Consider the following 24187-nt stretch of genomic DNA (forward strand, 5'->3'; position numbering starts at 1 on the left):
TGGCTCCTCTTCAGTTTTGACATCATTATTTGTCTACTGATTTGGGGGAATGCCACTCAAGCGGCCGCTTCCGTTGCAATTCCGACATCTAGGGAACGGCTAAAATAAGCTGACTACGGCCATTTGTAGAGCTTCAATGCAGTCCTGAAATCGAGTCAGTTTTCTGTGCGACTTTGCCGTTAGGCGATCCTTAGAACGACGTCTTTTGCGCTGCATTCCTAGCCATGATGCTAACGAGCTCGCCATCCACCATGGACTGTTCCACTTCGTGCCACCCAAACCGTTCGTACAGTTTTTGTTGATCCGGGGTGTAGAGGAAGAGCGTATGAATGCCCAGATCAATGCTCCGCTGGATACATTCATTGGTCAGGGCAGAGCCAAGGCCTCGCCCTCTTAAGGTATTCAGTATGAACACCTCGCCAAGCCAATGCTCTTTGTCTTGGTGACCAGCAAGTTCAAAGAGTTTCACGCTCGCTGTACCAAGAAATTCGTTCATAGCGGACAACGCCACCAATGTGAATGGTGGCTGTTTCAATTGCGCACCAGCCAGTAATCGCGCTTCAATTATCGGGAGCGAAGCCCACGGTGGGAAGTCGCTCCATTCTTCGTGCAGGAGTTTCGCAATCTTTGCGATCAAATATGGATGGTCGGCCAAAGGCTCAATGCGCATGACTTTGTGTAGTCCGTCGAGAAGACGGATAGCAAGTGTGTAGAGGAACGAAGGGTCTAATGGTACCAAGCGTTTACTTGGCAGAAGACATGACTAAGCGATTGCAACAAACCGAAAAGCCTTGGGATAACGTAACGCTATGTTGATAGAACCCTGGATGTCTAGTTCCGCTGCTTAGCCGACCTACACCATCAGCACCTCAAGATCAGCCACCTCAAATGGCCACCAACTGCTGAATATCCTTTTCCCTCATCTCACTGCCCGGCCCCCTGGCGATCACCTCGCCACGCTCCATGACCACATACTGGTCAGCCAGCTCTTCGGCAAAGTCGTAGTACTGCTCGCACAGCAGCACCGCCATGCGCTGGCCTTGCAGGCCCACGTCGGCCAGCTGCCGAATGACGCGGCCGATGTCTTTGATGATGCTGGGCTGGATGCCTTCGGTGGGCTCGTCCAGGATCAGCAAACGTGGCTTGGCGGCCAAGGCGCGGGCAATGGCCAGTTGCTGTTGCTGGCCGCCCGACAAGTCGCCACCTCGGCGGTGCAGCATCAGCTTGAGCACCGGGAACAATTCAAACAACTCGGGCGGTATGGGCGTGCTGCCGGGCTGTGTGGCCAAGCCCATGCGCAGGTTGTCTTCGACCGTGAGGCGGGCAAAGATTTCTCGGCCTTGGGGCACATAGCCGACCCCAGCGGCGGCCCGTTCGTAGGGCTGTGCATCGCTCAGATTTCGTCCGCTCAAAAGCACTTGGCCGCTCTTGATCGCCACCAAGCCCATAAGCGATTTGAGCAGCGTGGTTTTACCCACGCCGTTACGGCCCAGCAGCACCGTGACTTGACCTTGTTCGGCACTCAAGCTCACATCACGCAGGATGTGTGAGCCGCCGTAGTACTGATGAACATTCTTAACTTCCAGCATATTCAGCGTCCCAAATAAACTTCGATCACCCGCTCGTCGGCCTGCACCTGGTCGAGCGTGCCTTGGGCCAGCACCGATCCGTCGCACAGCACGGTGACGATGTCCGAGATGGTGCGGATGAAGCCCATGTCGTGCTCCACCACCATGAGCGAGTGCTTGCCTTTGAGTGTCAAGAACAGCTCGGCGGTGCGCTCGGTCTCGTGGTCGGTCATGCCTGCCACGGGCTCGTCCAGCAGCAGCAACTTGGGGTCTTGCATGAGCAGCATGCCAATCTCCAGCCACTGCTTTTGACCGTGGCTGAGCGTGCCCGCCTGCACCCGCACGCTGTCCGCCAAGTGGATGGTGTGCAGCACTTCGGCCAAGCGGTCTGACTGTGCTGAGTCAAGCTTGAAGAACATCGAAGCTTTCACGCCCTTGGGAGTTTTCAGGGCGAGTTCGAGGTTTTCAAACACGCTCAGGTGCTCAAACACCGTGGGCTTTTGGAACTTGCGGCCGATGCCCAGCTGCGCGATGGCGGGTTCGTTGTAGCGCAGCAAGTCGATGGTGCTGCCAAAGAACACGCGGCCTTCGTCGGGGCGGGTTTTTCCAGTGATGATGTCCATCATCGTGGTCTTGCCCGCGCCGTTGGGGCCAATAATGCAGCGAAGCTCGCCGGGCGCGATATCGAGCGACAGCTTGTTGATGGCTTTGAATCCGTCAAAGCTCACGCTCACGTCTTCCAGATACAAGATACGGCCATGGGTCACATCGACTTGTGTTGCGTCTTGCACCACGCGGCCATAGCCCGCGCTGCGGCCACCGGACTCTGTGGCTTGGGCGCGTTGTTGGGCCACGCGGGCCACCCGCTCAGCGCCTTTTTGCAGCAGATCAGGCGTCATGCGGCACCGCCTTTCTTGGCCTGGGTGTCCGACACGGGTACTGTTGGCGTCTGCGCGGTCTCGCGTTTTCGCCAAACTTTGCGCACCAGACCCACCACGCCCTGCGGCATGTACAAGGTCACGCCAATGAACAGCGCGCCCAAAAAGTACAGCCAAAACTCAGGCGCACTCACCGTGAGCCAGCTCTTGGCGCCGTTGACCAAAAACGCCCCCACGATGGGGCCGATCAAGGTGCCGCGCCCGCCCACCGCCGCCCACACCGCGATCTCGATCGAGTTGGCTGCGCTCATCTCGCCGGGGTTGATGATGCCCACTTGCGGCACGTACAAAGCCCCGGCAATGCCGCACATGACGGCCGAGATGACCCAGATGCTGAGCTTGTAGGGCAGCGGTGAATACCCCGAAAACATGACCCGCGTTTCGGCATCGCGAATCGCCATCAACACGCGGCCGTACTTGCTGCCCACCAACCAGCGCGAGAACAGATAAAAACCCAGCAAGGTCAAACCGGTGATGACAAAAAGCGTCATGCGCATGCCGGGGGTGGCAATCGGCAAATCAAGAATGCGCTTGAAATCGGTAAAGCCGTTGTTGCCGCCCAGCCCGGTTTCGTTGCGGAAGAACAAGAGCATGGCCGCAAAGGTCAGGGCCTGGGTGATGATGGAAAAATACACGCCCTTGATGCGCGAGCGAAAGGCAAAGTAGCCAAACACAAAAGCGATCACACCCGGCACCAACACCACCAGCGCCAGCGTGGCCACAAAGCTGTCTGACAGCATCCAGTGCCAAGGCAGTTCTTTCCAATCCAGAAACACCATGAAGTCGGGCAAGTCGCTTTTGTAGTTGCCGTCTTGGCCGATCTGGCGCATGAGGTACATGCCCATGACGTAGCCGCCCAAGGCGAAGAACAAACCATGGCCCAACGACAGGATGCCGGTGTAGCCCCAGATCAAGTCCATGGCCAGCGCGCAGATGGCGTAGCACATGATCTTGCCAATCAAGGCGATGGCGTAATCGCTCAAATGGAAAGGGCTGCTCTCGGGCACCCACAAGTTGAAAACCGGGGCCAGCACGCCGACCACGATCAGCGCCAGCAAAAAAGCCGACCAGTCTGGGCGGCCCATCAAAGGAGCGGGGGTGGGGAGTTCCAATTTTTTCATGTTCATGCCTCCGCACTGCGCCCCTTCATCGCGAAGATGCCCTGCGGCCGCTTCTGGATGAAGATGATGATGAACACCAGCACGGCAATCTTGGCGAGCACCGCGCCCGTCCAGCCTTCCAGCAACTTGTTGACCAAGCCCAGGCCCAACGCGGCGTACACCGTGCCTGCCAGCTGGCCCACACCGCCGAGCACCACCACCATGAACGCGTCCACGATGTAGCCTTGGCCCAGATCAGGCCCCACATTGCCCACCTGGCTGAGCGCACAGCCCGCCAGGCCCGCAATGCCTGAACCCAATGCAAAGGCATAGGTGTCGATGCGCGCTGTGTTCACGCCCATGCACGAGGCCATGGGGCGGTTTTGCGTGACGCCGCGCACAAACAAGCCCAGCCGGGTTTTGCCAATCAAGAGCGCCACACCGACCAACACCGCCAACGCAAACACGATGATCAGCACCCGGTTCCAGGGCAGCTGCAAATTGGGCAGCAACTGCAGCGATCCGCTCATCCAGGACGGGTTTTCCACGCCCACGTTTTGCGCGCCAAACAGGCTGCGGACGCTTTGCATCAGCACCAGACTGATGCCCCAAGTGGCCAGCAGGGTCTCGAGCGGGCGGCCATACAAATGCTGCAGCACAGCGCGTTCCATCACTGCGCCCACCAAGGCCGCTGCCAGAAAGGCCACCGGCATCGCCACAAACAGGTAGGCGTCAAACACGCCCGGCAGATGCTCGCGAAACAGGGCCTGCACCACATAGGTGGCATAGGCGCCGATCATCATCAACTCGCCATGCGCCATGTTGATGACGCCCATCAGGCCATAGGTGATGGCCAAGCCCAGTGCCACCAACAACAAGATCGAGCCCAAGCTGAGCCCGGTGAACATAGCCCCCAAACGCTCGCCCCAACGCAGGCTGTCTTGCACTTGGGCCAAAGCGGACTGGATTTGTTTTTTGACCGCAGCATCTTGCTCTTGGGCCAATTGCTGGTTCAAAAGCAGCAGGGTCTCGGGTTGTTTGCTGCCCGCCAACTCGCGTGCGGCCAGCAATCGGTCATTCGCAGCCTCGCTGCTCAGCAGGGCCGCTGCGCGGGCTTGGCGCACCAAGCTTTGCACCATGGGGTCTTTTTCTGAGACCAAAGCTTTTTCGAGCAGTGCTGCACGGCTGGCATCGGGTTCTTTGAGCAGCGCCAAGGCCGCTTGCCTGCGCAGCTTCACATCGGGGCTGAACAACTTCAGGGCCGCCAGGGCCGTGTCAATCTCGCCACGCAGGCGATTGTTCAGCATCACGTCTTCGGCAGCGGGTGGCACCGAAACCGCTTGTCCAGTGACGGGGTCCAGGCCTTGCCCGTCGCGCACCACGATCACACGATCACCTGCCATCTTGACCACGTCATCGGCCAGCGCTTGTAAATAAGTGGCGGTTTTCTCGCTGCCTTGGGCCACCGCTTGCGAGATAGCCTCCGCGCGGGCATCGCTCTCGCCCACGGCCATGCGTTTGGCTTCGTCCATCGTCAAGGCTTGCGCGGCCGACAGGCCCCACAAGGCGCTGGCGATCCACGCCGCTTTCAACATCCATCGTTTCATCTTGCTCATTTATTAAATTCATGTCCGGGCTAAAGCAGCTGAAGTACAGGCACCGACTTAAAAAGCCCACACAGGTCGGCGCTCCCACGCCGACCTGTAATCAAGAGATCAAGCCATCACTTCTTGGCTGGCTCGTCAGGCTTTTTGTCGTTGCCGGGGATGTAGGGGCTCCAAGGCTTGGCTTTGACGGGGCCGGGTGTTTTCCACACCACATTGAACTGGCCGTCGGCCTTGATCTCGCCGATGAACACCGACTTGTGCAGGTGGTGGTTTTTCTCATCCATCTTGCTGGTGATGCCGCTGGGCGCCTTGAAGGTTTGACCTGCCATGGCGGCGATCACTTTGTCGGTGTCGGTCGACTTGGCTTTTTCTACCGCTTGCTTCCACATGTTGATGCCGATGTAAGTCGCTTCCATCGGGTCGTTTGTGAGAGGCTTGTCTTTGTGGCCAGGGATGTTTTTGGCCTTGGCGTAGGCTGCCCACTTTTTGGTGAACTCGTCGTTGGCCGGGTTCTTGATGGACATGAAGTAGTTCCATGCCGCCAGGTGACCGACCAAAGGTTTGGTGTCCACGCCGCGCAGCTCTTCTTCACCCACCGAGAAAGCGACCACAGGCACGTCTTTGGCCTTCAGGCCTGCGTTGCCCAGTTCTTTGTAGAAGGGCACGTTGGAGTCACCGTTGATGGTGGACACCACTGCGGTCTTGCCACCGGCAGAAAATTTCTTGATATCAGCCACGATGGTTTGGTAATCGCTATGACCAAACGGGGTGTACTTCTCGTCGATGTCGCTGTCCTTCACGCCCTTGCTTTTCAGGTAGGCGCGCAAGATTTTATTGGTGGTGCGCGGGTACACATAGTCGGTGCCCAGCAAGACCCAACGCTTGGCGCCGCCGCCTTCTTTGCTCATCAGGTAGTCCACAGCAGGAATGGCTTGCTGGTTGGGCGCAGCGCCGGTGTAGAACACGTTTTTGCTCAGCTCTTCACCTTCGTATTGCACGGGGTAAAACAGCAGGCCGTTCATTTCTTCGACCACAGGCAGCACCGATTTGCGCGACACCGAGGTCCAGCAACCGAAGATCACCGAGACTTTGTCTTGGCCCAGCAGCTGCTTGGTTTTTTCAGCAAACAAAGGCCAGTTGGAGGCCGGGTCCACAATCACGGGCTCGAGCTTTTTACCCAGCACGCCGCCCTTGGCATTGATTTCGTCGATGGCCATGAGCACGGTGTCTTTGAGCACCGTCTCGGAAATCGCCATGGTGCCCGACAGGCTGTGCAGCACGCCGACTTTGATGGTGTTGCCCGCTTGCGCTTGGGCTTGGTTTGCAAAACTCAGGCTGCCAGCAAGGATGGCGGCTGCTGACGCGAGGGCTTTGAGGTTGCCACGGCGATTAATCATGAGATCACTCCAATCAGGAATGTAGGTTGTTCAAAAACGCACCGAAAAACAGCGCTGCTGCATCTCTTGCAATCCCCGTGCCAACCCTAGGGAGAACCCTGAACATCGTTGTTTTCCCATGGCGATTGACGGATGCTCTATAAAGGGCACACTCTTTGCTTGATTGCCACCATTCAATGCACCAAACCCATCAAAACGCACCAATATGGAACTCACTCCCCGCGAGAAAGACAAACTGCTGATCTTCACCGCAGCCCTTTTGGCAGAGCGCCGCAAGGCCCGAGGTCTCAAGCTCAACTACCCCGAGGCGATCGCCCTGATCAGCGCTGCCGTCATGGAAGGTGCGCGAGACGGCAAGACCGTGGCCCAACTCATGAGCGAAGGCCGCACTGTTTTGACCCGCGCGGACGTGATGGACGGCATCGCCGAAATGATCCCCGACATCCAGATCGAGGCCACTTTCCCGGATGGCACCAAATTGGTGACCGTGCACCAACCCATTGTTTGAACCGAGAGAGCCCCGACATGAAAACCTTTGCACCCTCTGCCACCACCGCCTTGGTGCTCGCCGGCCTGCACACCCCCGTCTGGGCGCACGAAGGGCACGGCCTGTGGGGCAGCCATTGGCACGCCACGGATGTTCTCGGTTTTGCGGTGGTCATTGCTTTGGCACTGGGCGCCTGGGTCATCGGCCGCCGAAAGTGAGGTCGACCCATGATCCCCGGTGAATTTCTGATCGACCCCGGCCAACACGCCCTGAATGCGGGCCGCCGCACCCGCACACTGGTGGTGCAAAACGCCAGCGACCGCCCCATCCAAGTGGGCTCGCACTACCACTTTGCCGAGACCAACGCGGGCCTGCGCTTTGACCGCAGCGCCGCGCACGGCATGCGCCTCAACATCGCATCGGGCATGGCGGTGCGCTTTGAACCTGGCCAACAACGCACGGTGGAGCTGGTGGACTATGCGGGCGACCGTGTGGTCTTTGGCTTTAGGGGATTGACCAACGGACCCCTTGAAAGGAGGCCATGATGCTTTTTTTCACCGCCTTGATGCTGGGCTTGGTTTTCAACGCTACACCCGGCGCTGTGTTTGTCGAAACCATCAAACAAGGGGCCCGTGGTGGTTTTCGACCCGCCCTGCACACACAGCTGGGCTCGTTGATCGGAGATGCCACTTGGGCTGTTCTGGGCCTGTCTGGCATTGGTTTGCTGGTGCAAATCGATGCCTTGCGCTTGCCTTTGGGCTTGGCAGGCGTGGCCTACTTGATTTACCTGGCCTGGGACAGCTGGCGTGCCGCTCGTGCGCAAGACCTCATCCACACCGATGCGCCTGCGGACACTGGCCCGGCTTTTCTACGGGGCATGTCCCTGTCACTGACCAACCCGCAAAATTTGGCTTTTTGGGCCGCCATCGGCAGTGCCATGAGCAGCCTGGGCATTGCGCAGCCGCAGGCCGCCGATTACATGGTGTTCATGGCGGGTTTCATGACCGCCTCGTTGATCTGGTGCTTCGTATGTGCCGCCGCCGTGACCCACATCCTGCGACAGGCTGGCAAGCAATGGACAAAGCTGACCTACCGTCTTTGTTCCGCCAGTCTGTTGGTGCTGGCACTGAGTTCTTTGCATGATCTGATGAAACCGACACAGCCTCAGGGCAAATCAGCACGCCCCTTGGCCTGCTATGCCCCGTTCGACCCTTCAACGAAAGCCGCCTGACATGGCCCACATCGACAAACGCGCTTATGCCGAAACCTTTGGCCCCACCGTGGGTGACCGCGTGCGCCTGGCCGACACCGCCTTGGTCATCGAGGTGGAAAAAGACTTCACGCTCCAAGCGGGCAGCTATGGTGAAGAGGTCAAGTTTGGCGGCGGCAAAACCATCCGCGATGGCATGGCGCAGTCACAGCGCACGAACGCCGCCCACGGAACGGGCCCTGAATCGCCTGGTGCGATGGACTGCGTGCTCACCAACGCCCTCATCATCGACCACTGGGGCATCGTCAAAGCCGACATCGGCCTCAAGGGCAACCGCATCGCGGCCATCGGCAAAGCGGGCAACCCCGATACGCAGCCGGGCGTAGACATCGTCATCGGCCCCGGCACCGAGATCATCAGCTGCGAAGGTCTGATCGTCACCGCTGGCGGTATCGACTGCCACATCCACTTCATCTGCCCCCAGCAAATCGACGAGGCCTTGACCAGCGGTGTGACCACCATGATGGGCGGTGGCACGGGCCCCGCCACAGGCACCTTTGCCACCACTTGCACGCCTGGCCCCTTCAACATCGAGCGCATGCTGCAATCGGCCGATGCCTTCCCGATGAACCTGGGCTTTTTTGGCAAGGGCAACGCCAGCCTGCCTGCCGCCTTACACGAACAAATCAACGCGGGCGTGATCGGGCTGAAGCTGCACGAAGACTGGGGCAGCACCCCATCGGCCATCAGCAATTGCCTGGACGTGGCCGACGAGACCGACATCCAGGTCGCGCTGCATTCGGACACGCTCAATGAATCGGGGTATGTGGAAAACACCATCGAAGCGGCCCGGGGCCGCGGCCTGTGCGCCTTCCACACCGAGGGCGCAGGCGGCGGCCACGCGCCCGACATCTTGAAGGTGGTGGGCCAGGCGAACTTTTTACCCAGTTCGACCAACCCGACCATGCCCTTCACCCACAACACGCTCGACGAGCATGTGGACATGCTGATGGTCTGTCACCACCTGGATGCCAGCATCGCCGAAGACCTGGCCTTTGCTGAAAGCCGTATCCGCAAAGAAACCATTGCGGCCGAAGACATCCTGCACGACCTGGGGGCGATCAGCATGATGAGCAGCGACAGCCAGGCCATGGGCCGGGTGGGCGAAGTCATCATCCGCACCTGGCAGACCGCGCACAAGATGAAGCAGCAACGCGGCAGCCTGCCCGGCGACACCGATCGCCACGACAACGCGCGCGTCAAACGCTACATCGCCAAATACACCATCAACCCCGCCATTGCGCACGGCATCAGCCACGATGTGGGCAGCATCGAAGTGGGCAAATGGGCCGACCTGGTGATCTGGAAACCGGCCTTTTTTGGCGTCAAGCCATCGCTGGTGCTCAAGGGCGGCTTCATCGCGCTGGCGGCCATGGGCGACCCCAACGCCTCCATCCCCACGCCCCAACCGGTGCACTACCGCCCCATGTTTGGCAGCTTTGGCGGCGCGCTCACGCGCAGTGCCTTGACCTTCGTTTCCAAGGCAGGTTTGAAAGCGGGCATTGGCGAGCGTTTCGGCTTGCAAAAACCCTTGTCCGTGGCGCACAACATTCGGGGCGTGCGCAAGCAGCACATGGTCCACAATGCCTACCTGCCCCGCATGGAAGTCGATCCTCAGACCTATACGGTGCGTGCCGACGGGCAGTTGCTGGTGTGCGAGCCCGCCACCGAGCTGCCCATGACCCAACGCTACTTTTTGTTCTGAAACACCCCCCTGTAGGAGCCCACCCCGTGGGCGATGGGCGTGGCACACGCCCTTCAAACCATCGCCCACAGGGGTGGGCTCCTACAAAACCTAAGACACATGACCTCGCTTTTACATTGCTCCAAACTCATGCCGCAAGGCCGCGGCCTGGCCAAGGTGTTGATCCAACGCGCCAGCACCATCACCCTCGACTGGGACACCCGCCAAAAAAGCCGCTTTGACGCGACCGACAGCGCGGGCCGCCAACTCGGCGTGTTTTTACCCCGTGGCACCGTGGTGCGCGGCGGTGATGTGCTGGTGGCCGAAGACGGCTCGTTGGTGCGCGTGCAAGCCGCGCCGCAAGCGGTGCTGCGCATCACCGCTTGCGCCGAGCACGGCTCGCCCTTTGACCTGACCCGCGCCGCTTACCACCTGGGCAACCGCCATGTGCCCATCGAGCTGCAACCCGACCACCTGAAGATCGAGCCTGACCATGTGCTGGCCGACATGCTGCGCGCCATGCACATGACGGTGGTGGCGGTGTCTGAACCTTTCGAACCCGAAAACGGTGCCTATGGCGACCATGGCGCATCCTCACACGGGCATGGGCATGATCATGGGCACAGTCACGAACAGGGTCATGCGGGTCATGCGCACGCAGCCCATGCCGAGCCCCATGTGCACGGTCCTGATTGCCAGCACGAACATGCGGCCCCGGCAGCAGCACCGCCAGCAGGCAAGCGCATCGCCATCCCTGTTCGCGCCGCGCCTGCTGAACCGCACTTACACGGCCCCGGCTGCGGACATGGGCACTGAGACCGCGCCCTCGGCCCTGCTGCAACTGATCTGGCTCGCATCGCCAGCGCTGCCCATTGGCGGCTTCTCGTATTCCGAAGGACTGGAAGCGGCCATTGAGCAAGGCCTGGTGCACCACGAAGCCAGTGCCACCGATTGGGTGGTGGACCAGCTGCACCTGACGCAGTCGCGTGGCGACATGGCCGTGATGGCGCAAGCCATACCCGCTTGGCAGTGCATGAACACCCAACGCCTGCAAGCCCTGAACGACTGGGTCATGACCACCCGCGAAACCGCCGAAATGCGCTTGCAAGTCGAGCAAATGGGCCGGTCCTTGCTCGACTGGCTTCGCAACCTGCAGCAAGCCAGCGACGCGCAACTGCAATGCTGCGCCCAACTGCCCCCGACCTTCCCGCTGGCCATGGCGCTGGCTTTGTCTCTGGCGAATGCTCCGCTGGACCAGGCCCTTCAAGCAGGTGCCTTTGGCTGGGCAGAAAACATGACCCAAGCTGCACTCAAAGCCGTCCCCCTGGGCCAAAGCGCAGGCCAGCGCATGCTGGCGCGACTGACCCTCGAAATACCGCAGGCGGTGCAAACTGCCCTGCACTTGAAAGATGAAGACCGCCAAGCCTTCAGCCCCATGCTGGCGATCTTGTCGGCACGCCACGAAACCCAATACTCCAGGATCTTCCGATCATGAATTCAGCACTGCACCACATCCCAAATCGCACGAAAAAACTGCCGCCTCTGCGCGTGGGCATTGGCGGGCCTGTGGGCTCTGGCAAAACCACCCTGCTTGAGATGCTGTGCAAAAACATGCGCGAGCGCTGGGACCTGATCGCCATCACCAACGACATTTACACCAAGGAAGACCAGCGCTTGCTCACGGTGAGCGGCGCGTTGCCCGCCGATCGCATCATGGGCGTGGAAACGGGCGGCTGCCCCCACACAGCCATCCGCGAAGACGCGTCGATCAACCTCGAAGCGATTGACCGCATGCTGGCGAAGTTCCCCAATGCCGACGTGGTTTTCATCGAGAGCGGCGGCGACAACCTGGCCGCCACCTTCAGCCCCGAGCTGAGTGACCTCACGGTCTACGTGATCGATGTGGCAGCAGGCGAGAAGATCCCGCGCAAAGGTGGTCCCGGCATCACCAAGAGCGATTTGTTCGTCATCAACAAGACCGACTTGGCCCCGCACGTGGGCGCCGATCTGGAAGTGATGCGGGTGGACACCGACCGCATGCGCCCCAACCGCGAGACGCGCCCCTGGGTGATGACCAACCTGAAAACGCTAGACGGCCTGGCCCAAGTGGTGGCCTTCATTGAAAAACGCGGCATGCTGGGCAGCGCCTGAATCGCTTTTGATAAGTCATGCGTTTGCCCCCGAATCAAGGGGTTTAAATCGCTACAATCACACCCCAAGGAAGCGTGGCAGAGTGGTCGATTGCACCGGTCTTGAAAACCGGCGACTCGAAAGGGTCCGTGAGTTCGAATCTCACCGCTTCCGCCAAGACACCACGAAAAACGCCCCTCTCCAGGGGCGTTTTGCATGGGGCAGACCATTCAGCCTTTGCCCACCAGCATCACCTCCACCAACTCCTGCACCGCCAAGGCCTCTTCGGCGGTGGCCAGTTTGTGCGGCTGGCCGCGCAGCCACAAGTCCACCTCACTCAACTGACGCTGCAGTGCGCTGGTGCGCGGGTCTTCGGTACGCCAGTCCAGCGCCTCCACCCAAGGGCCGCCATCTGAGCGCCAGAGTTGAAAAAATTCGCGAAACTGGTGGTTGGCGCGGCTGCCGCGCACCGTGACTTCTTGGCGGTCGGGCTGCTGGCCCCCAGTGGTCGCCATCACGGTCACTGGTTTGCCGTCTGCCGTGGTCAAACGGGCCAACATATCGAGTTCGCACAAGGCGGTATCTTGCGGGTAACGGGGACTGGCCTGCTGCAAGGACAAAGGCCCTAAAAAACGGCCTGCCAAAAAAAGGAAATGCGAGATCACCTCGCGGGTATAGCCCCCTTCGTGCCGAAAGCGCAGCCAATCGGCGTCTTTTTGCCAAGCCCGGGGCCAGGCGGGGTAGTTCACCACAATGTCGATGCCTAAAATTTCACCCGCTTCGCCCGCAGCCATGGCGCGGTGCAGTTCTTCAAAACCACGCGAGGCGGCTTGGGTGAAATTGACCACGCCCGGCAAACGCCCTTTGGCCAGTTGAGCCACCAAATCACGGCTTTGCAGCAGGTCCGTGCCCAAAGGCTTTTCCATGAAAACCCCCTGCCCCGCCGCTGCTGCCTGCAAGGCGTAGCTTTTACGAGGTCCCGGCGGGCAAGCCAGGTACACCACATCAGCGCCCTGCATGGCGGCCTCGGCGCTGGACCGGATGGCCACGTGAGGCATGGCTTCGCGTGTCTTAGCCACAGACTCGGCTGAGGGGTCCCAAGCCCCCGAAACCTCAAAAGCTGGGTGCTGCAACACGTTTTCCAGCATGCGACGCCCCATGATGCCCAAGCCAATCACCGCCAATCGATGTCTCATGTGTTTCTCCTTGGGTGGCTAGCTTAACCATTCGCATAAACCCCAGTAGTTATCTATTTCATAAAATCGATAAAATCATTAGCATGGAAAACACCAACCCTCCCAATAGCCCTCTGGTCACCGCTTACCTGCGGTTTCTTCAGCTGGCCAAAGTCATTCAAGCCCTGCCCGATGGGCAAGAGATGGATGCCAACGAAAAAGCTTTGCTCCAAGCCGTGGTCTTGCGCTGGTATGAAGACCAGCCCATGACCGTGCGCGAGGCCATTGGCTTGGCCGAACTAGGATCTCCTGCCACACTGCACAAACGGATCACCCGTCTGCGCGACAAGGACATGCTGAGCAACCTGAACCTGGAAGGTGACCGCCGAGCCAAGTTCTTGATCCCTACCCAACGCACACTGGATTACTTCCAAAACCTGGGGCAATCCATGCAGCTGGCCCATCAAAACACGGTGGCATGATCCGCAGCGTTCGTTTCCTATTTGAGCAAACAGCGCTGGCTTTCACCAGTGCTGTTTTGTTTGTGCTGTTTTTTAAACTCAACAGCTGGGTTTTTGCGATTTTTGCCTACAGCGAAGGCATCAGCTGGGTCTTTTTACCTGAGGGCTTTCGGGTCATCTTGGTCCTGGTTTTGGGTTTGCCCGGCGCTGTCGGTCTGATGCTGGGCACTTGGTTTATCGACGGCGCACTTTTTTCGGCTGACACGTGGTTGTTGCCATTTTTGAATGGTGTCGTGTCCGGCTTGACCCCCTGGGTTGTGATGAAGTACATGCGGCACAAAGGGTGGTTGGCGCCTCACATCATGTCCATGACTGCCCAACGTTTGCTGCAAATGACCTTGATCTTTTCTGCGGCCAGTGCCATCAGCCACCAGTTGCTCTGGTCGTTGTTCGAAAGGCCAGAGACCAACGTCTTGGTCGACGTTTGGCCCATGTTCGTTGGCAACGCCTTGGGGGCCTTGCTGATGCTCTATGGTTTCAAATTCGCCTTGGACCGGATCCGGCCGAACAGGTCAGCCCTGACCGACTGAGTTGGGGATGCTCAATCGCTGCCGGATAAAAACAGCGCTTGCAAATCACTCAAAAAGTCAAAGCCCCGGTCTGTTGGCCAGACCCGGTGCAGGTCACGCTCAATCAAGCCTTTTTTCTCCGCCTCGGTCAGACCTTTTTGGATGCTGGTCATGGCCAGGCCTGTGCGGTCGACGTAGTCGGCCAATGCGAAGCCTTCTCGCAGGCGCAGTGCGTTGAGCATGTATTCAAAAGGCAAGTCTTGGCGTGACACCTCGGTGCTTTGCGTGACGGGCTCGCCCTTTGCGGCCTGTTGCATGTACAGCGCGGGTTCGCGGTAACGCACTTGGCGCAGCACGCGGTGCGCAAAACTCAGCTTGCTGTGCGCCCCGGCTCCGATGCCCAAGTAGTCGCCAAACTGCCAGTAATTCAGGTTGTGCGCGCAGGGGTGACCCGGCTTGGCATAGGCCGACACTTCGTAACGCGCCAAACCCGCCAAGGCCGTCAACTCGGTGATGCGGTCCATCATCTCGTAGGCCAGATCGTCTTCGGGCAAAGTAGGCGGGAACTTGGCAAACACCGTGTTCGGCTCGATCGTCAGGTGGTAAATCGAGATGTGCGGCGGCGCAAAAGCCAAAGCGGTCTGGATGTCTTGCGTGAGGCCTTCGAGCGTCTGACCTGGCAAGGCGTACATCAGGTCGAGGTTGAAGGTGTCAAACACCTGCGCGGCTTCGGTCACGGCGGCCATGGCCTGCTCACGATCGTGCACGCGGCCCAGGGCTTTGAGGTGCACGTTGTCAAAGCTCTGCACGCCAATCGACAAACGGGTGATGCCCGCCTGGCGGAAGGCCTTGAAACGGTCTTTTTCAAAGGTGCCGGGATTGGCTTCCATGGTGATTTCGGCGTCCGGCGCCAAGCGCACCCGGGCGCGGATGCCGCCCACCAAACGGTCAATCGCTTCGGGTGAAAACAAGCTGGGTGTGCCGCCGCCCAAAAACACAGTCTGGATGCTGCGGCCCCAAATCAGGGGCAAGCTGGCTTCCAGATCGGCAAACAGCGCGTTGATGTAGGCGTCTAGCGCCGACACCGGGTCAGCGCCTTCGCGGAATTCATGCGAGTTGAAGTCGCAATACGGGCATTTTTTGATGCACCAGGGCAGGTGCACATACAGCGACAGGGGCGGCAAAGCATTCAGTTGCAACACGCCAGGGCGCATGGCACGTACAGGGTCCAACATCGGGTTCATGGCGCTGCGCTGTCCAGCCAACGCTCGCGCATCAGCGCCAGCATGGCTTGCGCAGCACGGCCCCGGTGGCTGTGGGCGTTTTTGACTTCAGGGGGCAACTCGGCAAAGGTCTTGCCAAATTCGGGCAAGTACATCACAGGATCAAAGCCAAAACCGTTTGTGCCGCGGCGCTCGGGCGTGATCTGCACCACCACCCGGCCCACGGCAATCAGCGGCTCCGGGTCGTCGGCGCTGCGCAGCGCCACTAGCGTGCTGACCATGGCGGCGCGGCGGTTGACGATGCCCTGCATTTGCTCCAGCAAAGCGGTGACGTTGGTGTCATCGCCTTTGGGGTAGCCAAAGCGGGTGGCGTAGTAAGCCGTGTCCACACCCGGCTGACCACCGAAAGCGTCCACACACAACCCTGCGTCATCGGCCAGGGCAGGCAAACCGCTGAGCTGCGCTGCGTGGCGGGCTTTGGCCAAGGCGTTTTCAACAAAGGTCTTGAAGGGCTCCGCGGCTTCAGGAATGCGCAGCTCGGACTGGCGCACCAGCGTCATGTTCAGCGGTGCCAACAGGGTTTGCAGCTCGGCCAGTTTGCCCGCGTTGTTGGAGGCGAGGACGATTTTCATGGACGGTTTGTGCAAGGCTTCAGGCGCTGAAAGTCAGGGTTTGAGGCGCGTCGTGCGCCTGCTTTTGCAACTGCACCAGCTGCGCAATGCCTTTTTCGGCCAGGGCCAGCATGCGGTCCATCTCGACGCGGGTGAAGGCCACGCCTTCAGCGGTGCCCTGCACTTCCACAAAGTTGCCCGCACCGGTCATGACCACGTTCATGTCGGTGTCGCAAGCCGAGTCTTCGGGGTAATCCAAGTCCAGCAAAGCGGTGCCGTTTTTCAGGCCCACCGAAATGGCGGCCACGCGGTCGAGGATGGGAGATTCGGTCAGTTTGCCGGTCTTCATCAACCAGTTCACGGCGTCTTGCGCTGCCACAAAAGCGCCCGTGATGCTGGCGGTGCGCGTGCCGCCATCGGCTTGCAGCACATCGCAGTCGAGGTGAATGGTGCGCTCGCCCAGTTTTTTCAGGTCAAACACGGCGCGAAGCGACCGACCGATCAAGCGTTGGATTTCTTGGGTGCGGCCGCTTTGCTTGCCGCGTGCGGCTTCGCGGTCGCCCCGGGTGTGGGTGGCGCGGGGCAGCATGCCATATTCGGCCGTGACCCAGCCCTCGCCGCTGCCTTTTTTGTGGCCCGGCACCTTTTCTTCGACCGAAGCGGTGCACAGTACGCGGGTATGGCCAAACTCAATCAGGACCGATCCTTCGGCATGCACGGTGTAACCGCGGGTGATGCGCACTGGGCGCAGGGCGTCGGCGGAGCGACCGGTTCGGTTGTAGGAGCTGGTGGTGTTCATGATGGCGCTGGAGTGGTTGGCCCTTGGGTCCTGGCCGTGCGCCCGGCACAGAGCGGGCGGGGCGGACACAAGAGTTTGAGATAATGCCTCGTTTCATGCTCAGCCAAGCTGGGCATCAGCAGCGCGTCATGACCCATGGGGCCAAGCGCTGTCACAAGGAACTTGATCGATGCCAGTTTACAGTATGACCGGATACGCCAGCGTGCAGCACAGCCCGCTGGCCGCAGACGGTGAAACCCCTGCCAACGCGGCCCCCACAGCCCGGCTGGGGCTTGAAATCCGTTCGGTCAACAGCCGCTTCCTCGACCTGAGTTTTCGCCTGCCAGAAGAGCTGCGCCAGCTTGAACCGGGCCTGCGCGAGCTGATCACCCGCCAGATCAAACGCGGCAAAGTCGAAGTGCGCGCCAGCCAGGATGCGAGCGACAGCGCCAACCTGCAAGTGCCCAACCACCAAGCCCTGCAAAAAATCGCGGCCTTGCAAGAAAAGATTCAAGATTGGTTGCCCAGTGCCCGTGGGCTGAGCGTGGCAGATGTGCTGCGCATGAGCACTGGGAACTCGGGCCAGGCTGCCCTCGACGAAGCCTCCTGGATGCAATTGGCCGCGCAAGCCGTGGACGCACTGCGCGAAGCACGTGCCCGTGAAGGCGCCCGCCTGACCGAGATGCTACAAAGTCACATTGAGCAGCTGCGCCGCTTGGCCGAACTGGCGGTACCGCTTGTGCCGCAATTGGTCGAGCAACAGCGTCAGCGCTTTTTGGAGCGCTGGAAAGATGCCATGGCCCTGGCCGACGGCAGCCACCTGCCCGAAGCCGCCCAAGACAGGGCCCTGACCGAAGCCACCGCCTTTGCCATCCGCATCGACGTGGCCGAAGAACTGACCCGCTTGCGCTCGCACCTGGACGAACTCTCACGCCTGCTCAGCAAGGGCGGCGACATTGGCAAGCGACTGGACTTCCTGATTCAGGAACTGCACCGCGAAGCCAACACCTTGGGCTCCAAATCGGCCGTGCTCGAGATGACCCGCATCTCAGTGGACATGAAGGTGCTGATTGAGCAAATGCGCGAACAAGTCCAGAACATCGAATGAAGAGCACCAGCATGGATTACCCCGGAAACCTGTTTGTCGTGGCCGCCCCCAGCGGGGCTGGCAAATCCAGCCTGGTCAAGGCCTTGATGGAGCTGGACTCGCGCGTTCAGCCCACCGTCTCGCACACCACACGCGCCCCACGCGGTCAGGAAAAGCATGGCCGGGAGTACTTTTTTGCCTCAGCGCAAGAATTTGACGCCATGGTGCTGTCCGACGCCTTTGTCGAATGGGCCCATGTGCATGGTCAGCGCTACGGCACATCTAAAAAGATGATCGAAGAGCGCATGGCGCAGGGCGCAGACGTCATTTTGGAGATCGATTACCAAGGCGCCCTGCAGATCAAGAAGATGTACGCCAATGCGGTGCTGATCTTCATCTTGCCACCCAGCTGGGAAGAATTGCGCTCGCGCCTAGAGCGCCGGGGCGAAGACACCGCCGAAATCATCGAGCTGCGTTTGCAAAACGCGGCCATCGAAATGGCCCAAGCCCCAGAATTTGACTTCGTTATAATCAACGAGGTTTTTGACCGTGCATTGTTTGACCTGAAAGCGGTTGTTCACGCTCAGCGTCTCAAGTACCATGTCCAGCGTCGCACGCGGCCTGACACCTTCCAAGCACTCAAAATGGCTTGAACCCAGCACAGAAATTCTCAAGGAAAACATCATGGCCCGCATCACTGTTGAAGACTGCCTGGAACAAATCCCGAACCGCTTTCAGTTGGTTTTGGCTGCCACCTACCGCGCTCGCATGTTGAGCCAAGGCCACACTGCCCGCATTGAGAGCAAAAACAAACCCGGCGTGACCGCTTTGCGCGAGATTGCAGCAGGCAAAGTCGGCATCGAAATGCTCAAGCGCGTGTCCTGAAATGAGCCCCAAGGCCAAGACCGGCTGACACCGGTTTGGCCACTGAAAAATGGCCCCGTCTTGGGGCTTTTTTTTGGCTTTTTTTCAAGCCCCCTATGGCTTACGTTACATTGAGGCCATGAGTGCCGTGATGCCCAAAACCCCCAAAGCCAGTCCCAGCCGCGTCAAGCTGCTGGGCCCGGCCGCTGCGAACGCCGCAGCCGCCAGCTTTGCTGTGCTGGAAGCACAACTGGGCTACCTGAACGAAACCGACACCGACATGGTGCGGCGCGCCTACAAGTTTGCCGACGAAGCCCACCTCGGGCAGATGCGCAAAAGCGGTGAACCCTACATCACCCACCCCATTGCGGTCGCGGGTTTGTGCACCGAATGGAAGCTGGACGCGCAAGCGCTGGCTGCTGCTTTGCTGCACGATGCCATGGAAGACTGCGGGATCACCAAAATGGAGCTGATCGAACGTTTTGGCTCGCCCGTTGCGGAATTGGTGGATGGCCTGACCAAGCTGGAGAAGCTTGAATTCAACACCCGAGAAGAGAACCAAGCCGAGTCTTTTCGAAAGATGTTGCTGGCCATGGCACGCGACGTGCGCGTGATCTTGATCAAGCTGGCTGACCGCACACACAACATGCGCACCATGTCTGACATGCCGCGCATCAAATGGGGCCGCATCGCATCTGAGACGCTTGAGATTTATGCGCCCATTGCCCACCGTTTGGGCTTGAACCAGATTTACCGCGAACTGCAAGATCTGTCCTTCAAGCATTTGCTGCCGTGGCGTTATGCGGTGCTGTCCAAAGCTGTCGCGCGTGCGCGAAACCGACGCCGCGATCTGATCCAAAAAGTGCAAGCCGATGTGGAGGCCGTGTTCGCTCAATCTAAGATGGAGGTGCGCATCAGTGGCCGAGAAAAAACGCTTTACTCCATTTACAAAAAAATGGATGAGAAGCACCTGAGCTTTGCGCAGGTGACCGACATTTATGGCTTTCGGGTCATCGTCCCTTCGATCACCGACTGCTACACCGCTTTGGGTTTATTGCACCAGATTTACAAACCCGTGCCCGGCAAGTTCAAGGACCACATCGCCATTGCCAAAGTCAACGGCTACCAGTCACTGCACACCACACTGGTCGGACCCTCTGGCGTGAACGTGGAGTTTCAAATGCGCACCGAGGCCATGCACTTGGTGGCCGAATCGGGTGTTGCGGCACACTGGCTTTACAAAGAGCACGAGTCGGCCAGCGCTCAGTCGGAGCGACTGGGCACGCAGTGGCTGCAATCGCTCCTCGACATTCAAAAAGAAACCCGCGATGCGGCCGAGTTCTGGGACCACGTCAAGGTCGATCTGTTTCCCGATGCCGTTTATGTCTTCACCCCCAAGAGCCAAATCATGGCCCTGCCTCGCGGGGCCACGGTGGTTGATTTTGCGTATGCCATCCACAGCCGGGTAGGTGACCGCGCCATGGCGGCCCGCATCAATGGCGACCAAGTGCCCTTGCGTACCGAACTCAAAAATGGCGATGTGGTCGAGGTCATCACCGCACCCGTGTCAGCCCCCAACCCGGCTTGGCTGGGTTTTGTCCGCACCGGACGCGCCCGCTCCAAAATTCGCCATCACCTCAAGACCATGGCCCAAACCGAATCGGTGGGCTTGGGCGAAAAACTCTTGTCACAAGCACTGCGCGCAGAAGGCATCCACCAATTGCCAGCACCCGACGATGCACACCACGCCCTTTGGGAAAAATTGCTCCGCTTCACAGGCAACCGCAATCGCCAAGATTTGTTGATGGACATTGGTTTGGGCAAACGCATCGCCAGCATCGTAGCCAAACGCCTGACCGCCTTGTTATCTGAAATGGGCCAAAAACCCGATCCGCTTTTGATGACGCGAGAACGCTTCACGGCGCATGAGTCCATTTCGCAAGGCGCGATCATTTTGGATGGCAGCGAAAATGCCTCTGTGGTGTTTTCAAGGTGCTGTCGTCCTTTACCGGGCGACGACATCGTGGGCTATTTGGGTCGTGGCGAGGGCTTGGCTGTGCACACCCGAGATTGCTCAACGGCCCGCAAACTGGAGCACAAAGACAGTGAGCGCTTTATTGGCGTGGAATGGTCGGATGAAATGAGCCGCAGCTTTGAAACCGCCATCACCGTCACCGTGGTCAACGGCCAAGGGGTATTGGCGCGGGTAGCAGGTGCCATGGCCAGCGCCGAGACAGACATCGTCCATGTGGACATGGGTCAAGAGACACCGCTAGACACGGCCGAGCTGAAGTTTGTGATCGCCGTGCGGGACACCGTCCACCTTGAACAGGTGTTGCGGCACCTCAAACGCACACCCTCGGTCATCAAAGCGGAACGGCAAACCCACAAAGGCAATCTGCCCCATTGATCGGTAGGTTCAAGCCGGACTGGGGTAAGACACTTTCAAAACCTCAATGCGCAATACGCCTGCAGGGGTGAGAAGTTTGAGCTCGTCACCTTCTCTTGATTTGAGCAAGGTGCGGGCGATCGGCGAGACCCAACTGACCTCACCTTTTAAGCTGTCGGCCTCGTCGATGCCCAAAATGGTCACTTGGCGCTCACGGCCCGATGATTCGGCATAAGTCACGGTGGCGCCAAAAAACACCTGGTCGCTGCCGTGGTGTACCGCAGGATCAACGACTTCAGCCAGCTCCAGTCGACGGGTTAGAAAACGGATTCGGCGATCGATTTCACGCAGTCGTTTTTTACCGTAAAGGTAGTCGCCGTTTTCGGAGCGATCACCGTTGCTGGCGGCCCAGTGCACCACCTCCACCACCTTGGGGCGCTCGTCGTCGATCAAGGCAAACAACTCGGCTCTCATGGCCGCATAGCCTTGAGGGGTCATGTAATTGCGCGCACCCGCAAGCAAGGCGGGCAAGCCCAATTCTTCGTCATCAGATTCAGCGGGTATGGCTAGGCTCATGGTCATTGACCCAAAGAAAAAGCCCACAACTCTCGTTGTGGGCTTTCTTGTTTTTGGTGCGGCTGGCAGGAATCGAACCCACGACCCCTTGGTTCGTAGCCAAGTACTCTATCCAGCTGAGCTACAGCCGCATCATGCCGAAGATTATAGCAAGCTTTTGAGGGCTCTCTGGTTGAGCCGCAATTCAATGACCTCGTGTGAAGACCTCGGTTGGCTGTTGGCCTCAAACGTTATCCTCACTCACTATGGCAGCTGCCATCCCTGAAAGAGACACCTTGAACATGCCAAGCACATCAACCTTTGGATCCATCGTCGAAATTCCGGGCCTGCTGGTCGGTCACTGCACCTTGAGCGAAAGACCAACGGGCTGCTCGGTGGTGCTGGCCCCCAACGGGGCCGTGGGCGCGGTGGATGTGCGCGGGGCTGCGCCGGGCACCCGAGAGACCGATTTGCTGGACCCGGCCAACTTGGTCGACAAAGTGCACGCCGTGGTCCTGAGTGGCGGCAGCGCTTTTGGATTGGACGCCGCCACAGGCGTGGTGCGCTGGTTGGAAGAGCACCACATCGGCTTTGAGACGGGCTACGGCCGCGTGCCCATCGTGCCCGCCGCCGTGCTGTTCGACTTGTCGGTGGTTCGCGAGGGCGACAACCCGACAGCCCGCCCGAACGCTGAGGCCGGTTACGCCGCCTGCGAAGCGGCATCGGCAAGCACACCCGCTGCAGGCAACGTGGGCGCTGGCGCGGGTGCTTGCGTGGGAAAACTGTTTGGCCTAGAGCGCTGCATGAAAGGCGGCATCGGCAACGCCAGTGTGCGTGTGGGCCCTTGGGTGGTGGGCGCTTTGGTGGCCTGCAACGCGGTGGGCGATGTGATCGACCCAACCACTGGCCAGGTGCTGGCCGGTGCGCGCACGGTCGATGGGCATAACTTGCTGGACACCCAACGCGCTTTTCTGGCGGGCGAGCGCGGCAAGCGCCCCCTGGCTGGCACCAACACCACCATTGGCGTGGTGGCCACCAACGCCACCCTGACCAAAGCCCAAGCCAAGCGCCTGGCGATGAGCGCCCACGACGGCCTGGCCCGCAGCATCCGCCCCGCGCACACCACGCTGGACGGCGACACGCTGTTTGCCTTGGCAACAGGCACTGAAACCGGTCCGGTGGATCTGATGCTGCTGACGGTGATGGCGGCCGAAGCCACAGCACTGGCCACAGTCGATGCCATCCGTCAGGCTCGGGGCATCACCACCCTGAATGGAGTTGTGCCTGCGGCCATGAACATGTCTGCCTGAGTCTAAAAACGACAAAGCCCACTCTGTGAAAAGTGGGCTGAGTTGTGGATTGAAATGGTAGGGCGTGACAGACTTGAACTGTCGACCAAAGGATTATGAGAAGTTTTACAAATAAAATATCGTTATAAATCAACAACTTACAACGACTTTTCTTTGGTGTGTAGCAAAGTGTGTAGTGTTTTGAATCGTTTTTAGTTAAAAAAATTCTTCAAAATTTTTCCCCTACAGCACCAACTCCCTCTCGTAACCCATCAGCACAGCACTACCTTGTGCGTGAGTTTACTTGTCCTCACCACTTATCACTGTCGCTACTGTCAAAGCCAAACTTGTCCTGTCTGTGCTCGTTAAACACAGCACCCTCAAGCGCGGCCGCTGGAGGCGCTGTACCCGATCGTTTATCTGGACTGCATCCATGTCAAAACTCGCGACTCAGGCGCGGTCAGGGCCAAGGGGGTGAACAAGTTGAAAATAGAGACTTTCATTTCTTTGGAAATGAGGGATGAGGAAGTCGAAATTTACGGAAAGCCAAATTGTTGGCATATTGGGTGAGGGTGAATCTGGCTTGCCCGTTGCTGAGGTCTGTCGCAAGCACGGCATCAGCAACGCCACCTAATACCAGTGGAAGAGCAAGTATTCAGGTGTTTCTGCCAGTGAACTCAAACGCATCAAGGACCTTGAAGCTGAGAACAGCAAGCTCAAGCGCATGTATGCAGAGTTGGCGCTAGAGAACACTGCTATCAAAGATGTTTTGTCCCGAAAGTTCTAACGCCGACAGCCAAGCGTGCTGTGATTGATTCGATGGTTTCTGACCATCAACTCTCTCGAAGCAAAGCTTGCAAATTAGTGGGTTTATCGCGGTCGGCGTTGTACAAACCCAAGACAGACTGGGCTGCCAAAGATGCGCCAGTGGTTGATGCATTGAATGCGATTGTTGCTGTGCGTGCGCGCTGGGGGTTTTGGAAGTTCTTCACGCGGATGCGTAAG

Annotated in this window: 26 protein-coding genes, 2 tRNA genes and 2 pseudogenes; 18 read left to right on the top strand and 12 right to left on the bottom strand. The window is 59.2% G+C overall.

Annotated features, from left to right (window positions below; genetic code table 11):
- Positions 1–190: 190 nt before the first annotated feature.
- From ABWQ00_RS13730 to urtA, 6 genes are all read right to left on the bottom strand, one after another.
- Positions 191–670: a GNAT family N-acetyltransferase gene (locus ABWQ00_RS13730; RefSeq protein WP_133239980.1), complete on the bottom strand. Its 480-nt coding sequence runs from the start codon at positions 668–670 to the stop codon at positions 191–193.
- A 214-nt stretch (positions 671–884) separates the two neighbouring features.
- Positions 885–1589: an urea ABC transporter ATP-binding subunit UrtE gene (gene urtE / locus ABWQ00_RS13735; RefSeq protein ID WP_353239237.1), complete on the bottom strand. Its 705-nt coding sequence runs from the start codon at positions 1587–1589 to the stop codon at positions 885–887.
- Positions 1590–1591: 2 nt separating this feature from the next.
- Positions 1592–2467: an urea ABC transporter ATP-binding protein UrtD gene (gene urtD / locus ABWQ00_RS13740; protein ID WP_353239238.1), complete on the bottom strand. Its 876-nt coding sequence runs from the start codon at positions 2465–2467 to the stop codon at positions 1592–1594.
- Positions 2464–3627: an urea ABC transporter permease subunit UrtC gene (urtC, locus tag ABWQ00_RS13745; protein ID WP_353239239.1), complete on the bottom strand. Its 1164-nt coding sequence runs from the start codon at positions 3625–3627 to the stop codon at positions 2464–2466. Before urtC ends, urtD begins: the two co-directional genes overlap by 4 nt.
- A 2-nt stretch (positions 3628–3629) precedes the next feature.
- Positions 3630–5213: an urea ABC transporter permease subunit UrtB gene (gene urtB / locus ABWQ00_RS13750; protein WP_353239262.1), complete on the bottom strand. Its 1584-nt coding sequence runs from the start codon at positions 5211–5213 to the stop codon at positions 3630–3632.
- Positions 5214–5329: 116 nt separating this feature from the next.
- Positions 5330–6607 (bottom strand): urea ABC transporter substrate-binding protein, encoded by a 1278-nt coding sequence (gene urtA / locus ABWQ00_RS13755; protein WP_353239263.1) that lies wholly within the window; start codon positions 6605–6607, stop codon positions 5330–5332.
- 208 nt (positions 6608–6815) lie between these two features.
- Here urtA and ABWQ00_RS13760 point away from each other — a divergent pair, with 208 nt between their 5' ends.
- The 9 genes from ABWQ00_RS13760 to ABWQ00_RS13800 all read left to right on the top strand — a co-directional run bounded on the left by ABWQ00_RS13760 (position 6816) and on the right by ABWQ00_RS13800 (position 12358).
- Positions 6816–7118, top strand: a complete 303-nt coding sequence (locus tag ABWQ00_RS13760) for an urease subunit gamma (protein ID WP_019425908.1) — start codon at positions 6816–6818, stop codon at positions 7116–7118.
- A gap of 17 nt (positions 7119–7135) precedes the next feature.
- Positions 7136–7315 (top strand): hypothetical protein, encoded by a 180-nt coding sequence (locus ABWQ00_RS13765; RefSeq protein WP_353239240.1) that lies wholly within the window; start codon positions 7136–7138, stop codon positions 7313–7315.
- Positions 7316–7324: 9 nt separating this feature from the next.
- Positions 7325–7642: an urease subunit beta gene (locus ABWQ00_RS13770; RefSeq protein WP_353239241.1), complete on the top strand. Its 318-nt coding sequence runs from the start codon at positions 7325–7327 to the stop codon at positions 7640–7642.
- Positions 7642–8328 carry a LysE family translocator gene (locus ABWQ00_RS13775; RefSeq protein ID WP_353239242.1) on the top strand — a complete coding sequence of 229 codons (687 nt, stop codon included), beginning with the start codon at positions 7642–7644 and terminating at the stop codon, positions 8326–8328. The genes ABWQ00_RS13770 and ABWQ00_RS13775 overlap by 1 nt, the downstream gene beginning before the upstream one ends.
- A 1-nt stretch (position 8329) precedes the next feature.
- Positions 8330–10072 carry an urease subunit alpha gene (ureC, locus tag ABWQ00_RS13780; RefSeq protein WP_353239243.1) on the top strand — a complete coding sequence of 581 codons (1743 nt, stop codon included), beginning with the start codon at positions 8330–8332 and terminating at the stop codon, positions 10070–10072.
- A gap of 99 nt (positions 10073–10171) precedes the next feature.
- Positions 10172–10867: an urease accessory protein UreE gene (ureE, locus tag ABWQ00_RS13785; protein ID WP_353239244.1), complete on the top strand. Its 696-nt coding sequence runs from the start codon at positions 10172–10174 to the stop codon at positions 10865–10867.
- On the top strand, positions 10857–11546 hold the full coding sequence (locus ABWQ00_RS13790) for an urease accessory protein UreF (RefSeq protein ID WP_353239245.1): 690 nt from the start codon (positions 10857–10859) through the stop codon (positions 11544–11546). Before ureE ends, ABWQ00_RS13790 begins: the two co-directional genes overlap by 11 nt.
- Complete coding sequence (gene ureG / locus ABWQ00_RS13795) at positions 11543–12202, top strand: urease accessory protein UreG (RefSeq protein WP_353239246.1); 660 nt, start codon at positions 11543–11545, stop codon at positions 12200–12202. Before ABWQ00_RS13790 ends, ureG begins: the two co-directional genes overlap by 4 nt.
- Positions 12203–12270: 68 nt before the next feature.
- Positions 12271–12358, top strand: a tRNA-Ser gene (locus ABWQ00_RS13800).
- A 53-nt stretch (positions 12359–12411) separates the two neighbouring features.
- Here the strand turns inward: ABWQ00_RS13800 and ABWQ00_RS13805 are convergent.
- Complete coding sequence (locus tag ABWQ00_RS13805) at positions 12412–13377, bottom strand: Gfo/Idh/MocA family protein (RefSeq protein ID WP_353239247.1); 966 nt, start codon at positions 13375–13377, stop codon at positions 12412–12414.
- 83 nt (positions 13378–13460) lie between these two features.
- Here ABWQ00_RS13805 and ABWQ00_RS13810 point away from each other — a divergent pair, with 83 nt between their 5' ends.
- Both ABWQ00_RS13810 and ABWQ00_RS13815 read left to right on the top strand, forming a co-directional pair.
- On the top strand, positions 13461–13838 hold the full coding sequence (locus tag ABWQ00_RS13810; protein WP_353239248.1) for a hypothetical protein: 378 nt from the start codon (positions 13461–13463) through the stop codon (positions 13836–13838).
- The gene (locus ABWQ00_RS13815; protein WP_353239249.1) at positions 13835–14407 is read left to right on the top strand and encodes a hypothetical protein; all 573 of its coding nucleotides are present in this window, start codon (positions 13835–13837) and stop codon (positions 14405–14407) included. The genes ABWQ00_RS13810 and ABWQ00_RS13815 overlap by 4 nt, the downstream gene beginning before the upstream one ends.
- Before the next feature lie 11 nt (positions 14408–14418).
- Here the strand turns inward: ABWQ00_RS13815 and hemW are convergent, their stop codons facing one another.
- The 3 genes from hemW to rph are packed head-to-tail and all read right to left on the bottom strand — an operon-like array spanning position 14419 to position 17019.
- Positions 14419–15630, bottom strand: a complete 1212-nt coding sequence (gene hemW, locus ABWQ00_RS13820; RefSeq protein ID WP_353239250.1) for a radical SAM family heme chaperone HemW — start codon at positions 15628–15630, stop codon at positions 14419–14421.
- On the bottom strand, positions 15627–16241 hold the full coding sequence (gene rdgB, locus ABWQ00_RS13825; protein ID WP_353239251.1) for an RdgB/HAM1 family non-canonical purine NTP pyrophosphatase: 615 nt from the start codon (positions 16239–16241) through the stop codon (positions 15627–15629). The genes hemW and rdgB overlap by 4 nt, the downstream gene beginning before the upstream one ends.
- 19 nt (positions 16242–16260) lie before the next feature.
- Complete coding sequence (gene rph / locus ABWQ00_RS13830) at positions 16261–17019, bottom strand: ribonuclease PH (protein WP_353239252.1); 759 nt, start codon at positions 17017–17019, stop codon at positions 16261–16263.
- Between the two features lie 169 nt (positions 17020–17188).
- On the opposite strand from rph, the gene ABWQ00_RS13835 reads away from it, so the two are divergent.
- The 4 genes from ABWQ00_RS13835 to ABWQ00_RS13850 all read left to right on the top strand — a co-directional run bounded on the left by ABWQ00_RS13835 (position 17189) and on the right by ABWQ00_RS13850 (position 21359).
- The gene (locus tag ABWQ00_RS13835) at positions 17189–18106 is read left to right on the top strand and encodes a YicC/YloC family endoribonuclease (protein WP_353239253.1); all 918 of its coding nucleotides are present in this window, start codon (positions 17189–17191) and stop codon (positions 18104–18106) included.
- An 11-nt stretch (positions 18107–18117) separates the two neighbouring features.
- Positions 18118–18738 (top strand): guanylate kinase, encoded by a 621-nt coding sequence (gmk, locus tag ABWQ00_RS13840; protein ID WP_353239254.1) that lies wholly within the window; start codon positions 18118–18120, stop codon positions 18736–18738.
- Positions 18739–18769: 31 nt separating this feature from the next.
- Positions 18770–18970: a DNA-directed RNA polymerase subunit omega gene (gene rpoZ / locus ABWQ00_RS13845; RefSeq protein WP_019425866.1), complete on the top strand. Its 201-nt coding sequence runs from the start codon at positions 18770–18772 to the stop codon at positions 18968–18970.
- 118 nt (positions 18971–19088) lie between these two features.
- Complete coding sequence (locus ABWQ00_RS13850; RefSeq protein ID WP_502908143.1) at positions 19089–21359, top strand: RelA/SpoT family protein; 2271 nt, start codon at positions 19089–19091, stop codon at positions 21357–21359.
- Between the two features lie 9 nt (positions 21360–21368).
- Here ABWQ00_RS13850 and greB read toward each other — a convergent pair whose 3' ends face one another.
- Positions 21369–21920, bottom strand: coding sequence for a transcription elongation factor GreB (gene greB, locus ABWQ00_RS13855; protein WP_502908142.1), 552 nt, complete (start codon positions 21918–21920; stop codon positions 21369–21371).
- A gap of 48 nt (positions 21921–21968) precedes the next feature.
- Positions 21969–22045: transfer RNA gene (locus ABWQ00_RS13860), tRNA-Arg, on the bottom strand.
- A gap of 150 nt (positions 22046–22195) precedes the next feature.
- Here ABWQ00_RS13860 and ABWQ00_RS13865 point away from each other — a divergent pair.
- From ABWQ00_RS13865 to ABWQ00_RS13870, 3 genes and pseudogenes are all read left to right on the top strand, one after another.
- A complete protein-coding gene (locus ABWQ00_RS13865) occupies positions 22196–23203 on the top strand; it encodes a P1 family peptidase (RefSeq protein WP_353239264.1) in 1008 nt (335 codons plus the stop codon).
- Positions 23204–23563: 360 nt separating this feature from the next.
- Positions 23564–23659 (top strand): annotated as a pseudogene (locus ABWQ00_RS16345) (transposase); the annotation flags it as partial.
- Between the two features lie 43 nt (positions 23660–23702).
- Positions 23703–23969 (top strand): annotated as a pseudogene (locus ABWQ00_RS13870) (transposase).
- Positions 23970–24187: the final 218 nt, after the last annotated feature.

This window comes from Limnohabitans sp., assembly GCF_040400975.1.
Classification (GTDB): Bacteria; Pseudomonadota; Gammaproteobacteria; order Burkholderiales; family Burkholderiaceae_C; genus Limnohabitans_A.